Genomic DNA, 12,431 nt, shown 5'->3' on the forward strand with positions numbered 1-12,431 from the left:
TATCGCCAGCAAGCCGGCTCCTACAGGGGGATGCGTACGAAGAAAGAGCCAGGTCGGCTGGCAGGCCGCCTCGCTTTTGCTTGGTTTTTGATTTTGATCTGCCCCGTCGGCAGGCCGAGTGGAGGTTCTGCGCAGTGGGCAACCCGGCATGGATGCCGGGTTAGCCGCCCCCGGCCATGGATGGCCGATGGCGGCGGGCCCACGGAGCAGGACCGGAGCGAGGGCATGGCGAGCATTAGCGAGCCACCGTACGTCAGGGGCAAAGCCTTTTGCTTACTTTTCGGCGTCTGGAAAAGTGAGTCGCTGTAAGAGCGAAACCGCCAGCCGCCGTTACCGCAGCAATGGATATGCACACCATCAAAAAACGCGCCCGACACACAACCTTCGCGGGCAGGCCTCGCTCCTACAGGTTCCAACGCCAAACTCAGGCCAGGCTTTTGCTGACTACTTCAAACACATCGCTGGACAGTTGACCCGAAGCACGAATCCGCTCCAGCTCCCCTTTCATCAACGCCTGACGAGCATCGTCGTATTTGCGCCAGCGCGTCAGCGGCGCCAGTTGGCGAGAAGCAATCTGCGGGTTGAACCCGTTCAGTTCGATGACCAGATCCGCCAGGAAGCGATACCCCGAACCATCCGCCGCATGGAAGTTGATCAGGTTCTGCCCGGCAAACGCGCCGATCAACGCCCGCACCTTGTTCGGGTTCTTGATGTTGAACGCCGGATGCTGCATCAACTGACGCACCCGCTCCAGCCCGCCCGGCAACGTACTGCCCGCCTGAACGCTGAACCATTGATCCATGACCAGCGGATTGTCCTTGAAGTGCTCGGCAAAACCGGCCAGCGCCAAGGCTTTTTCTTCTTCGAACGGCGAATTCACCAACACCGCCAATGCCGTCAGGCGCTCGGTCATGTTGTCGCTGGTCTCGAACTGCTCAAGCGTCGCCGCCATTACTTGCGATTGACCGCTGAGCATCAGGTACGACAGCGCAATGTTCTGCAAGGCGCGACGGGCAAAGTGCTCGGCTTCGGCAATGTACGGGGTTTGTTTCGACAGAGCGCGGTTGGCCTGGTAACGCGACCACAACGCCTCGAACAAACCGTCTGCCAACGCCTTGCGGGCAAACTCGCGAGCGATGTGGATGGCATCGACGTCAGCCACTTCGCTGATCTCGGTCAGATACGCCTCACCCGGCAGCGAGAGCATTTCGGCGACCATCGCCTGATCCAGCGTCTCGTCCGACAGCACGGTACGCAAGGCCGAAATCAGGCGCTGATCCAGCACCAGCTTCTCGCCCTTCTGCTGTTGCGCGATCAGCTCTTGCAGCACTTGCACCGACAATTGCTGACCGGCATCCCAGCGGTTGAAACCGTCGCTGTCGTGCTGCATCAGGAACATCAGTTGGTCGCGGTTGTACGGGAAGCTCAGTTTCACCGGCGCCGAGAAGCCGCGCAGCAACGAAGGCAGCGGTTGCTCAGCGATATCGACGAAGGTGAAGGTCTGTTCGGCTTCGGTCACCGAAATGACGCGCGAGGTGCCCTGGGCGCTGGCTTCGCCGGACAGGCGCAAGGCAACAGGCGCGCCTTTGGAATCCAGCAGGCCCAATTCAACCGGGATCACGAACGGCAGTTTTTCAACCTTGTCCGGGGTCGCCGGGCAGCTTTGACGGAACGTCAGGCTGTAGGTTTTCGCTGCAGCGTCGTAGGACTCGCTCACCGCCAGACGCGGCGTGCCAGCCTGGCTGTACCAGCGTTTGAACTGGGTCAGGTCGACACCGTTGGCATCTTCCATGGCCTTGATGAAGTCATCGCAGGTCACGGCCTGGCCGTCATGGCGCTCGAAATACAGGTCGCTGCCTTTACGGAACCCGTCGGCGCCGAGCAAGGTGTGGATCATGCCGACCACTTCCGAGCCCTTTTCGTACACGGTCAGGGTGTAGAAGTTGGAAATCTCGATGAAGCTGTCCGGGCGCACGGCGTGGGCCATGGGACCTGCGTCTTCGGCGAACTGATGAGTGCGCAGGTAAGCCACGTCCTGGATGCGCTTCACGGTGGCCGAGTTCATGTCGGCGGAGAAACCGGAATCGCGGAACACCGTGAAGCCTTCCTTCAGCGACAACTGGAACCAGTCGCGGCAGGTCACGCGGTTGCCCGACCAGTTGTGGAAGTATTCGTGAGCGACGATCGCTTCGACACGCTGATGCGCGGCGTCGGTCGCGGTTTCGGCGCGAGCCAGCACGGCGCTGGAGTTGAAGATGTTGAGGCCCTTGTTCTCCATGGCGCCCATGTTGAAGTCGTTGACCGCAACGATCATGAAGATGTCCAGGTCGTATTCACGACCGTAGACCTCTTCGTCCCAGCGCATGGATTTCTTCAGGCTGTTCATGGCGTGCTGGCACTTGTCGATGTTTTCCGGCTCGACGTAGATGCGCAGCGCCACGTTGCGCTCGGTCATGGTGGTGAAGGTGTCTTCGACGCACCACAAATCACCGGCCACCAGTGCGAACAGGTACGCCGGTTTCTTGAACGGGTCTTCCCAGGTCGCCCAATGGCGGCCGTCTTCGCCAGGACCGCTGGCAATCGGGTTGCCGTTGGACAGCAGCACCGGGTAGCTGTGCTGTTCCGCGACGACCGTGGTGGTGAACGTGCTCATCACGTCCGGGCGGTCGAGGTAATAGGTGATCTTGCGGAAGCCTTCGGCCTCGCACTGGGTGCAGAACATCGTGCCGGACTTGTACAGGCCTTCCAGCGCGGTGTTGGTTTCCGGGTGAATGCGTACGCTGGTGTCGACCGTGAAGCTGGTGCTGGTCGGATGCAGCGTCAGATGGTTCTCGGTCAACTGATAGTCGGCAGCCGTCAGTTCGCGGTCGGCCAGGGTCACCGACAGCAGATCGAGTTGCTGACCGTCCAGCACCAGCGGCGGCAAGCCCGGGCCACGCTCAGGGTTGCGGCGCATCACCAGTTGCGCATGGACCAGGCTGTGGTCCTCGAACAACTCGAAGGTCAGGTGCGTCTCGTCGATCAGGTACTCAGGCGCCTGATAGTCTTTCAAATAGATCATCTTCGGTTGTTCGGTGCGCATGCTGGAGTCCTTACTGATGCACGGCGAGCTGATAAGCCGTGTATTTACGAATATTGATCACGCCGGTGTCGAAGATCAGGTACTGGCCCTTGATCCCCAGCAGCGTGCCTTCGGCAATCGGGTTCTTGTCCAGGTTGAAGCTGACGATTTTGGCCGGGTACTGCTCCACCGGATAACGGATTTCCAGCGGCTCGGCATCGCTAATAGTCTGGATCGCCTGCAGACCAAATCGTTCCTGCAAGGTTTGCAGGCCTTCGGCGCAGCTTTCAAACAGCTGATCGCGTACTTCGGTCAGGTCCACCGAAACCGCTTCGCCCTTGAGTAAAGCACGCCAGTTGGTCTTGTCCGCCACCTGACTGCGGAACAGGTCTTCGACGAAGCCTGACTGCTGACGGGTCGCAACACGCATGATCGGCAACGCCTGACGAGCACCCTGGTCGATCCAGCGTGTCGGCAGTTGGGTCGCGCGGGTAATCCCGACTTTGATCCCGGACGAGTTCGACAGGTACACGATGTGATCGGTCATGCAGAACTTCTCGCCCCACTCCGGCTCACGGCAGGTGCCGGCGTCGTAGTGGCAGCGCTCCGGGCTCATGATGCAGATATCGCACTGCGCCAGTTTGGTCATGCACGGGTAGCAGTAACCCTGGCTGAAACTGGTTTTGGTCTTGCGTCCGCAATGGCAGCAGTGGATCGCCCCCAGGTATTCCAGACGTACCGTGGTGCCGATCAACGGGTTGACCGGCACTTCGACATCGTCCAGACGAAACGCGTACTGCACGTCGGCCCCGTCCAGGCGGGCCGACATTTTACTGATTGCACCGCGGCCAATCTCGATCAATGGATGGCATCCGACTTGAACAGGATATTCGGCACTTCAATCGACTTCGAGCCGCATTCCTGCACGCCCATGTAACCGGTGCGCTGGTCTTCGGGCAGGTTCTGGATTTCCCAGGCGATCATCGCTTGCAGCGACAGTTCGCGTTGTTCGGCGGTGAGTTTGCCACCGTCGGACCATTTGCCGATTTCCACCGCCAGTTTCAGGCTCTGGTAGATATCGGGGGTGATGTTTTTGATCATTTCGTTAAAAGAGGACATCAAGGTCTCCGAACTTACATAACTTTTTTAGGCGGCCAGTTTACGGCGGTTGTACAAACCACCCAACAAACCGGTGAAGCATCCGATGAGTAACCCGCCGACGTGGGCGGCGTTCGCAATTTCACCGAAGCCGATCATCGAGACCAGCCCGGACAGGCACAGCAGCAGCCACACCAGCATCATCACCAGCACCCCGCGAGGCAGGCGATAAGCGCGGTTCGGCGACAGGATCTGAAAGATCCAGCAATGCCCGAGCAGGCCATACAACACGCCGGACAACCCGCCAAACAAGGTCGGGCCGCTGAAATAAAACTGCGCGTAGTTCGACACCAGGGCGAACAGCAGGGTCAGGCCAATCAGGTTGATGCCGCCTTGACGCGACTCAATGCGTCGCCCCAGTTCCCAATACCACATGCCGTTCATGGCCAGGTGGAGGATGCCGAAGTGGATCAGCATCGGCGTCACCAGACGCCACCACTGCCCCGCTGCCAGGCTGTCGGCCAATGGCGTGAAATGGATGTATTCGCCGACCACCCGGAAATCGAGGAAGGTCAACCAGCGCATCGTGTCGAGGTTTTCGCCCAGCAGCGTCACCGCACCGACGATCAGGCTCAGCAGCAGCACCGCCGCCGTCGCTTTGGCGTGGCGCAATTGCTCGACGAAACCAGGACGCTTCGCGGTTATCGTCACCGGGATGTCCAGTTGCTGATCGGGATCACCCGTCGGAAAACGCTCGTACAACGCACGCACGTCTTCACTGATATTGGCGGGCACCCACAACACCTGCTCGCCCTGCTCTTCGCTGACCCGATGCGGCACCTGCATGCGTTGCAGCAGTTTGACGAACCCGCTCAGATCCACCGCCAGCGGCAGGCGTAAAACGGCCACGGCGCTCATCGAAGTGCCTCCGGCCGTTCGACGTCGACCCAGACGAATTTGTGCGGATCGAGCCGGGTTTCCTGATCCAGTCGATAGGCGACCAGCTTGCCGTAAAGCACCGCGCTGTAATCCAGGCAGGCCAGGTTCGGACGGATCGGCGCCGGTTTGCCGCTGCGCCAGTAGTGGCCGACGAACAACAAGGGTTCGTCAACGCCATAGCGCAGCAAGGTGTTTTTCTCGGTGGACGACAGCGGCGTCCGGGCGACGGGTTCCGGTAAAGCGTCAGGCTGGAACACGATGTCTCCGTAGGTTTGCGGGTCGTCTTCCCAGAATTTGGTGCGGAAGAACGAGCGCGTCAGGCCATCGCCGCTGGTCATGGTCAACCCGTCAGGCAAGCGCATGTCGGTGCCGCGCAGCAAACGGTCGAACACGGTGCAGGCAAAACTGCCCGGCACGGCCGAGGCCTGGAGGAAATGTTCATCGACGCAGCCGTCGTGAAACAGAGCGCGTAGCGGCTCGATCAGGCCCGAATCCCAGCAGGCGTGAACCACACGGAAACGCCCGGCATCCACAAACAGCGGCAGTTCGTAGAACCATTGCTGGAAGTCATGCCAGTCCGCGGGATGGTCTTCAAACTGGGTCAGGGTTTCACCCAGCAGGCGCGCATGACGTGGCGTGTGCTCACGGACGAATTGCTTGCCGCTGCCCGGCGGCGCTGGCGTGCTCCAGCCGAGCGCGTTGAATTCATGGTTGCCCATGATGCACAACGCCTGGCCAGCCTCGACCATGTCGTGGACGATGTGCAGCGCCTCGCGAATCCGCGGGCCGCGGTCGATGATGTCACCGACGAACACCGCCATGCGCGACGGATGCCGCCAGACGCCGCCCTGTTTGTGATAACCAAGCAGGTCGAGCAAGTGCTCAAGGGTCAGGGCGCAACCGTGCACGTCACCGATAAGGTCATAACTTCGCGCGGGATCGAGCATCAGTCGCCTCCACCCCCCAACTTGCTGCCCCAGCCGAGTTTGGTCCGGCAGACTTCGTAGTAGTTGTGGTCAAGCGGATGAATCAGCCGCAGCTTCTGCGCTTTCTTGCTCACGGTGATGGTGTCACCCGGCGCGCAGGTGAAGTGGTTCTGCCCGTCACAGGAGACTTGCGGGTAGATCTGCATATCCTTGGACACGACGATTTTCAGCTCACTGTTGCCATCGACCACAATCGGTCTACCCGACAAGGTATGGGGGTACATCGGCACAATCACAATAGCGTCAAGTTTGGGGTGCATGATCGGGCCGCCCGCCGACAGCGCGTACGCGGTCGAGCCGGTCGGCGTGGAGACGATCAGGCCGTCGGCCTTCTGGCTGCAGACGAACTGGCCGTCGATGTACAGCTCGAACTCGATCATGCGCGTCGATTTGCCGGGGTGCAGCACCACATCGTTCAGCGCATCGCCCTGGCCAATGGCCTCGGCGTGGCGGCGGACTTCGGCTTGCAGCAGGAAGCGGTTTTCCACCAGATAGTGGCCGTCGAGTACTTCCGCGACTTTGACTTCCAGTTCATCGGGGCGAATATCGGTCAGGAAACCGAGGCTGCCACGGTTGATGCCGAGCACCGGAATATTGTGTCGGGCCAGTGCGCGTGCGGCGCCAAGCAGGCTGCCGTCACCGCCGACCACAATCACCATGTCACAGACTTCACCGAGCATCTTGCGCGATGAAGTTTGCAGGCCATGACCCGGCAGGACTTCAGCGATGGTGTCTTCGAGGATCACGTGCAGGTGACGATCGAGCAGAAACCGTTTCAGTCGGCGGACGGTATCCAGCACCTGCGAACTGCCCAGGCGACCGATGATGCCGATATTACGAAATTGCTCCATGGTGCCCCTACGGTTTGCGACGGCGAAAACCACGATTATGGGCGAAAGCGCGGGATAGACAAAATCCTTTCAGCCACAAGGGCGCACTCAGGTTTAGGGCTATGCTCGCAAGATGATCCTATTTCCCGATTTGCTGCAGTTACCCCACCAGTTGCGCCACCCCGAGGTCCGCGACCTGGCCTGGGTCATCCTCGCGCCGCCGATGCTGGAGGTCACGCCGTGGCCGCAACGTCATCCACTGGCGGGCAGTGACTGGGTGCAAGCGCCGGAACGGCTGGAACTCTGGCTACGGCAACTGGATCACGACAGCTACGACTTGCTGCACTGGCTGGCCCAGGCCCGGACCCGGCGCCTGGGTCTGTATTACGAACGGCTGTGGCAATACGCGGTGCGCCATGCACCGGGCATCGATCTGATTGCCGCGAACATGCCAATCCGTCGCGAAGGCCACACGCTGGGCGAACTGGACATGCTGCTGCGCGATCGCGACGGCGTGCATCACCTGGAACTGGCGATCAAGCTTTACCTCGGCCCGCAAAATGGCGCGGGGCATAACACCGCGCACTGGCTGGGGCCAGGCTGCCACGATCGGCTGGACCGCAAACTGGCGCACCTGAGCCAGCATCAGCTGCCGATTTCCGCGCGACCGGAGAGCCGCGAGGTCCTGGCGGCGCTGGACATCCAGCAGTTCAGTGCGCATTTGTGGCTGGGCGGCTATCTGCTTTATCCGTGGCCGGGGCAATCCGAAGCCCCAAGCGGTGCGCACCCACAGCATTTGCGCGGTAGCTGGCTGCATCAAAAGGACTGGAATGATTTTGTCACGCAGCGCCCGTTCGGTCGCTGGCAACCCCTGCCCCGCCATGCCTGGCTGGCGCCGGCGCACTACCCGGCCGAGCAGACCTGGAGCACGCAACAGCTGCAAGCGTGGCTGAGCGATCTGGAACCGCAGGCGCCGGCGCAGTTGCTGGTGCGGTTGATCGAGAATGCGAATGGGGAGTGGGAGGAAGCGGAGCGGTTGTTTCTGGTGGCGGACCTTTGGCCGAATGTGCCGGGCAGTGGTTGAGATTTGCGGTATCCGGGAGGACGTCATCGCCGGCAAGCCGGCTCCTACAGTTGTTCACAAGTCCTGTAGGAGCCGGCTTGCCGGCGATAGGGTCGATGCGGTCTAAACGGACAACCGCACAGCCAACGCCGCCAACGTCACCAACAACACCGGCACCGTCAACACAATCCCGACCTTGAAGTAATACCCCCAGCCGATCCGAATGCTCTTGCGCTCCAGCACGTGCAGCCACAACAACGTCGCCAGGCTGCCAATCGGCGTAATCTTCGGCCCTAGGTCACTGCCGATCACGTTGGCGTAGATCATCGCCTCCTTCACCACTCCGCTCGCCTGACTCGCGTCAATCGACAGCAGACCAATCAGCACCGTCGGCAGGTTATTCATGATCGACGACAGCAGCGCCGTCAACACACCCGTGCCCATGGCCGCGCCCCAGACGCCGTAACCGGCAAAACCGTCCAGCCAACCCGCCAAGTATCCGGTGAGCCCGGCGTTACGCAGGCCGTAGACCACCAGATACATGCCCAGCGAGAAAATCACGATCTGCCATGGCGCTTCTTTCAGCACCTTGCGCGTGGAAATCTTGTGGCCTCGGGCAGCAATGGCCAGCAGCAACGCCGCGCACACCGCCGAAATGGCGCTGATGGGAATACCCAGCGGTTCCAGCGCAAAGCACCCGATCAGCAGGATCAGCAACACCGCCCAACCGGCATAAAACGTCGCCTTGTCGTGGATCGCACTGGACGGATGTTCCAGTTGCTCAGGGTCGTAATCCTTGGGAATGTCGCGCCGGAAAAACCACATCAACACCGCCAGTGTCGCCGCAACGCTCACCAGGTTGACCGGAACCATCACCGCCGCGTAGCGATTGAAGCCGATGTGGAAGAAGTCGGCGGAAACGATGTTCACCAGGTTCGACACCACCAGCGGCAGGCTGGCAGTGTCGGCAATAAACCCGGCGCCCATCACGAACGCCAGGGTCGCCGCCGGGGAAAAGCGCAACGCCAGCAGCATGGAAATCACGATAGGCGTGAGGATCAGCGCCGCCCCGTCGTTGGCAAACAAGGCCGAGACCAGCGCGCCGAGCAGCACCATGTAGGCAAACAACTTGCGCCCACTGCCCCGCCCCCACCGCGCGACATGCAGTGCCGCCCAGGCAAAGAACCCCGCCTCATCCAGCAACAGGCTGATGATGATCAACGCGACAAAAGTGCCGGTGGCGTTCCAGATGATCTGCCACACCAGCGGAATATCACTGAGGTGCACCACACCGAAAATCAGCGCCAGCACGGCGCCGAACACCGCACTCCAACCGACACCGAGGCCTTTGGGCTGCCAGATCACCAGGGTGATGGTCAGCAGGAAAATCAACGACGCAATGAGCATGCAAAGCAGCCTTCAACAGAAATCAGGGATTAACAGCAACGTACGGGGCGATCGGTCATGGCTTGAAGGCGTGCGACATCGGCAGCCAGCCAGCCTTGATGTTCAGCCAGTGCGCCGTGCAGCAGAGTGACGACCCAAGGCGCCAGGTCCGGGTGCAGGCGATAGAACACCCATTGCCCCTGACGGCGGTCCGCCAACAGCCCATTGCTACGCAAGAGCGCCAGGTGACGGGAAATTTTCGGCTGACTCAAGTCCAGCCCGGCGGTCAACTCGCACACGCACAACTCGCCTTCGCGGGCGATCAACAGCGCGATACGGCTGCGCGTGTCATCGGCCAGGGCCTTGAAAACATCGACGGGACTGTAAGAGTCGGACATACAGGGAAACGCCTCCGGACAAACGAGGCGTGAATATATGGAATTTCGAATATCCAGTAAAGCAAAGTCTGGAAACGTTTGTTTGTGCAGCCGCTGCCGAGCCTGCATTCGGCAGCGGCTATCAAAGTGGTTTTCAGACTTTCTTATGCTGCTCGACCCACTGCCCGTAAGCATTGATGAAACTCTGCAAAAACGGCTTCACCGTCTCGGACAATCTGCCCGCTTCATCGAAGGCCGAACCGGCACCGCTCAAGTAGGCTTCCGGTTGTTGCATGCAAGGCACATTGAGAAACACCATGGACTGGCGCAAATGATGGTTGGCGCCAAACCCGCCGATAGCCCCCGGTGAACAGCTGATCACCGCACCCGGCTTGCCACCCCAGGCGCTCTTGCCATATGGACGCGAACCGACGTCGATTGCGTTCTTCAACGGCGCAGGAACCGAACGGTTGTATTCCGGGGTGACGAACAGCAACGCGTCGGATGAACTCACTTGTTGCCGGAAAGTGCTGTAGGCTGCCGGCGGTGATTCGCCATCGATGTCTTCGTTGTAGAGCGGCAAGTCGCCAATTTCGACGATGTTGAGCTTGAGATTTGCAGGTGCCAGATCGGCCAGGGCCAACGCCACCTTGCGGTTGATCGATTCCTTTCTCAAGCTGCCGACCAGAACGGCGATCGTGTAGACATTGCTCATGGAAGATTCTCGACTGTCCGATGGAAAGAGCTTGTAGTTATAGATGACGATTCAAGCAGTGGGCGACTGAAAAACGCCGCCCCTGACTATTTTTTTCCTGTAGGAAAACTTACCTCGCCCAACCACGGTCTACAGAACCGCAAATTGAGTGATTTATCTCCAGAGGTTCTAAGCAGATGGCAGCAGTACTCGTCAGTCAGTTCCATGCAAGAGACGCGGAAGGCCGTGTCTATTCCGTGCATGAGTTCCAGGAATCCACCCCTTCGGCAGACGGCCTCACCGCTGTCACCACCTACAAGCTGGCCATTGGCGATCGCGTCAACAAGCTTGATGAAAACGAGTTTCTGCTGGTGCAATCGGGCGTCACCCTCATTCGTGAACCCGAAGCCAGCGTCGCCTCATAACCTCGCGTTATGAGCAGAAGTCTTATGCGCGGACTTGGGTTAGGATTCAGCCACTGACTCCCTCACCTGCTGAACATGGACTTCACGCATGCGTTTACGTCATATCGAAGTGATCCAGGCGCTCCTGCAGACCGGTCACCTTGGCACCGCCGCCGAATGGCTGCAGCTGCCAGTGGCCGAGGTCGAAGGCATTCTGCGTGACGCTGAGAGTCAGTTGGGTTTCATGCTGTTTTCCAGCGTGCGTGGACGCTTGCAAGCCACGCGCGAGGCGCGGGAGCTCCAGGTCGAAATCGCCCACGTCTACGATGCGCTCGAGCCGGTCCTGCGACTGGCCAGCAGCCTCAAGCAATATCAGGCCCCACCCCTTCGCATTATTTGCACGCCGCCCCTGGCACAACAGTTGTTGCCACAGAGCATCGCGGCGTTGCGTCGGCGTCTCCCCGACGTGCCTTGCTGCCTCCTGAGCCAACCCACCCGCGACATCGTCAGAAGCCTGCTGCTGCGCGAAAGCGATCTGGGCCTGAGCCTGCACGATCCCGACCACGCCGATATTCATTGCCAGGTAATTGCCCAGGGCAAACTCCAGCTGCTGGCCCCCCATGGCTGGCTGCAACCGAAGCAGAAATACATTTCGCTGCAAGACCTGGCGGGGCAGTCGATGGTCGGCCTGGAAGGTCATGATCCGCTGAGCCCGGCACTCGACAACAAACTGCACGCCCTGCGCCCTGCCCCGGTGATTCACACTCGGGTTCAGACTCACCAGATGATGCGCAGCATGGTCGAAGCCGGTGAAGGCTTGGCGATTGTCGACCCGTTCACCGCGCTCGGGGCCAAATCCGCCGGCCTGGATGCTTGCCCGCTGGCGCCCGCCGTGCCGATCAGCGTCTACGCCCTGACCCTGAAGAACGGCGAGCCTTCCCCCGCCCTTCAGGCACTGCTGGACATCGTCACGGAACAAGCCGTGGCGATGTTGGCGAGCTGATCGGGCTTTCCAGCGGATTGTCGAATAATCGATACCAGAACAATGCGATTTCGGCGGTGTTCGGGTCGATGCCGCGATAGCGCAGATGATCGACACCCCCCATCACATAACCGCAGCGCTCATACAGCCGACATGCGCCCAGATTGTTGTTCTGGGTTTCTAGCATGATGCCCGGCAGTTTTTTCTTGCGGCTCCAGAACTGCGCCACATCAAGCAGCGCCTTGGCCACGCCATGCCGGCGGGCGGGCGCGTGGACCGCCAACTCGTCGATATGGGCAAAGCCGTTCCAGTTGGTGCTGACCACCAGGTGGCCCACCGGCTCATCATCGAGATAGGCCATGAAAATCGCGCTGTCGGCGGCGTCGCGGAAACTGCTGAATTCCTCGGGATCGATGCCATAGCACTTGCGGTAAGGGGTGATTGGCGTGACCGACCACTGCTCCATCGGTTTGCCGATTTCGGCGGCGACATAGGCCGTGACTTCAAAACTGAAATCACTGCCCCAGATGTAAGCCGCAAAGCCGTCGTCGGCAACGCGAACCGACAGCCCTGGGTATTTCGGATTCATGACCGGTTGCATACTGGGAAAG

The 12,431-nt window shown here is 60.3% G+C and carries 13 protein-coding genes; 3 read left to right on the forward strand and 10 right to left on the reverse strand.

Going from position 1 to position 12,431, the window contains the following annotated elements:
* Positions 1 to 424 precede the first annotated feature (424 nt).
* Genes pepN through KGB25_RS06035 form a run of 6 tightly spaced genes read right to left on the reverse strand, consistent with a single transcriptional unit; the run spans position 425 to position 6,935 of the window.
* The gene (gene pepN / locus KGB25_RS06010) at positions 425 to 3,082 is read right to left on the reverse strand and encodes an aminopeptidase N (RefSeq protein ID WP_223434594.1); all 2,658 of its coding nucleotides are present in this window, start codon (positions 3,080 to 3,082) and stop codon (positions 425 to 427) included.
* A 10-nt stretch (positions 3,083 to 3,092) separates the two neighbouring features.
* Positions 3,093 to 3,923, reverse strand: coding sequence for a DUF2797 domain-containing protein (locus KGB25_RS06015; RefSeq protein ID WP_223434595.1), 831 nt, complete (start codon positions 3,921 to 3,923; stop codon positions 3,093 to 3,095).
* Positions 3,920 to 4,180: a YeaC family protein gene (locus KGB25_RS06020; RefSeq protein ID WP_008028592.1), complete on the reverse strand. Its 261-nt coding sequence runs from the start codon at positions 4,178 to 4,180 to the stop codon at positions 3,920 to 3,922. The genes KGB25_RS06015 and KGB25_RS06020 overlap by 4 nt, the downstream gene beginning before the upstream one ends.
* Positions 4,181 to 4,207: 27 nt before the next feature.
* On the reverse strand, positions 4,208 to 5,077 hold the full coding sequence (locus KGB25_RS06025; protein ID WP_223434596.1) for a rhomboid family intramembrane serine protease: 870 nt from the start codon (positions 5,075 to 5,077) through the stop codon (positions 4,208 to 4,210).
* Positions 5,074 to 6,048 (reverse strand): metallophosphoesterase, encoded by a 975-nt coding sequence (locus tag KGB25_RS06030; protein WP_177318166.1) that lies wholly within the window; start codon positions 6,046 to 6,048, stop codon positions 5,074 to 5,076. The genes KGB25_RS06025 and KGB25_RS06030 overlap by 4 nt, the downstream gene beginning before the upstream one ends.
* On the reverse strand, positions 6,045 to 6,935 hold the full coding sequence (locus tag KGB25_RS06035) for an NAD(+) kinase (RefSeq protein WP_008028599.1): 891 nt from the start codon (positions 6,933 to 6,935) through the stop codon (positions 6,045 to 6,047). Before KGB25_RS06035 ends, KGB25_RS06030 begins: the two co-directional genes overlap by 4 nt.
* A gap of 112 nt (positions 6,936 to 7,047) precedes the next feature.
* On the opposite strand from KGB25_RS06035, the gene KGB25_RS06040 reads away from it, so the two are divergent.
* On the forward strand, positions 7,048 to 7,998 hold the full coding sequence (locus KGB25_RS06040; protein ID WP_223434597.1) for a DUF1853 family protein: 951 nt from the start codon (positions 7,048 to 7,050) through the stop codon (positions 7,996 to 7,998).
* 102 nt (positions 7,999 to 8,100) lie between these two features.
* Here the strand turns inward: KGB25_RS06040 and KGB25_RS06045 are convergent, their stop codons facing one another.
* The 3 genes from KGB25_RS06045 to KGB25_RS06055 all read right to left on the reverse strand — a co-directional run bounded on the left by KGB25_RS06045 (position 8,101) and on the right by KGB25_RS06055 (position 10,455).
* A complete protein-coding gene (locus KGB25_RS06045) occupies positions 8,101 to 9,384 on the reverse strand; it encodes an arsenic transporter (protein ID WP_008028602.1) in 1,284 nt (427 codons plus the stop codon).
* Between the two features lie 29 nt (positions 9,385 to 9,413).
* Positions 9,414 to 9,761, reverse strand: a complete 348-nt coding sequence (locus tag KGB25_RS06050; protein WP_008028603.1) for a metalloregulator ArsR/SmtB family transcription factor — start codon at positions 9,759 to 9,761, stop codon at positions 9,414 to 9,416.
* Between the two features lie 133 nt (positions 9,762 to 9,894).
* Positions 9,895 to 10,455, reverse strand: a complete 561-nt coding sequence (locus KGB25_RS06055; protein WP_008028605.1) for an NADPH-dependent FMN reductase — start codon at positions 10,453 to 10,455, stop codon at positions 9,895 to 9,897.
* A gap of 176 nt (positions 10,456 to 10,631) precedes the next feature.
* Here KGB25_RS06055 and KGB25_RS06060 point away from each other — a divergent pair, with 176 nt between their 5' ends.
* Together KGB25_RS06060 and KGB25_RS06065 are read left to right on the forward strand one after the other, a co-directional pair.
* On the forward strand, positions 10,632 to 10,859 hold the full coding sequence (locus KGB25_RS06060; protein WP_008028606.1) for a hypothetical protein: 228 nt from the start codon (positions 10,632 to 10,634) through the stop codon (positions 10,857 to 10,859).
* A gap of 88 nt (positions 10,860 to 10,947) precedes the next feature.
* Complete coding sequence (locus tag KGB25_RS06065; RefSeq protein WP_223434598.1) at positions 10,948 to 11,841, forward strand: LysR family transcriptional regulator; 894 nt, start codon at positions 10,948 to 10,950, stop codon at positions 11,839 to 11,841.
* Here KGB25_RS06065 and KGB25_RS06070 read toward each other — a convergent pair.
* A complete protein-coding gene (locus KGB25_RS06070; protein WP_192227359.1) occupies positions 11,807 to 12,421 on the reverse strand; it encodes a GNAT family N-acetyltransferase in 615 nt (204 codons plus the stop codon). The two genes, KGB25_RS06065 and KGB25_RS06070, sit on opposite strands and share 35 nt — an antisense overlap.
* Between the last annotated feature and the right edge of the window lie 10 nt (positions 12,422 to 12,431).

Origin of the sequence: Pseudomonas sp. BF-RE-21, assembly GCF_019947305.1 — a bacterium.
Classification (GTDB): domain Bacteria; phylum Pseudomonadota; class Gammaproteobacteria; order Pseudomonadales; family Pseudomonadaceae; genus Aquipseudomonas; species Aquipseudomonas migulae.

Coding starts and splice junctions, on each gene's coding strand:
- pepN (WP_223434594.1), bottom strand. CDS start 3,082: ATGCGCACCGAACAACCGAAGATGATCTATTTGAAAGACTATCAGGCG.
- KGB25_RS06020 (WP_008028592.1), bottom strand. CDS start 4,180: ATGTCCTCTTTTAACGAAATGATCAAAAACATCACCCCCGATATCTAC.
- KGB25_RS06025 (WP_223434596.1), bottom strand. CDS start 5,077: ATGAGCGCCGTGGCCGTTTTACGCCTGCCGCTGGCGGTGGATCTGAGC.
- KGB25_RS06035 (WP_008028599.1), bottom strand. CDS start 6,935: ATGGAGCAATTTCGTAATATCGGCATCATCGGTCGCCTGGGCAGTTCG.
- KGB25_RS06040 (WP_223434597.1), top strand. CDS start 7,048: ATGATCCTATTTCCCGATTTGCTGCAGTTACCCCACCAGTTGCGCCAC.
- KGB25_RS06045 (WP_008028602.1), bottom strand. CDS start 9,384: ATGCTCATTGCGTCGTTGATTTTCCTGCTGACCATCACCCTGGTGATC.
- KGB25_RS06050 (WP_008028603.1), bottom strand. CDS start 9,761: ATGTCCGACTCTTACAGTCCCGTCGATGTTTTCAAGGCCCTGGCCGAT.
- KGB25_RS06055 (WP_008028605.1), bottom strand. CDS start 10,455: ATGAGCAATGTCTACACGATCGCCGTTCTGGTCGGCAGCTTGAGAAAG.
- KGB25_RS06060 (WP_008028606.1), top strand. CDS start 10,632: ATGGCAGCAGTACTCGTCAGTCAGTTCCATGCAAGAGACGCGGAAGGC.
- KGB25_RS06065 (WP_223434598.1), top strand. CDS start 10,948: ATGCGTTTACGTCATATCGAAGTGATCCAGGCGCTCCTGCAGACCGGT.
- KGB25_RS06070 (WP_192227359.1), bottom strand. CDS start 12,421: ATGCAACCGGTCATGAATCCGAAATACCCAGGGCTGTCGGTTCGCGTT.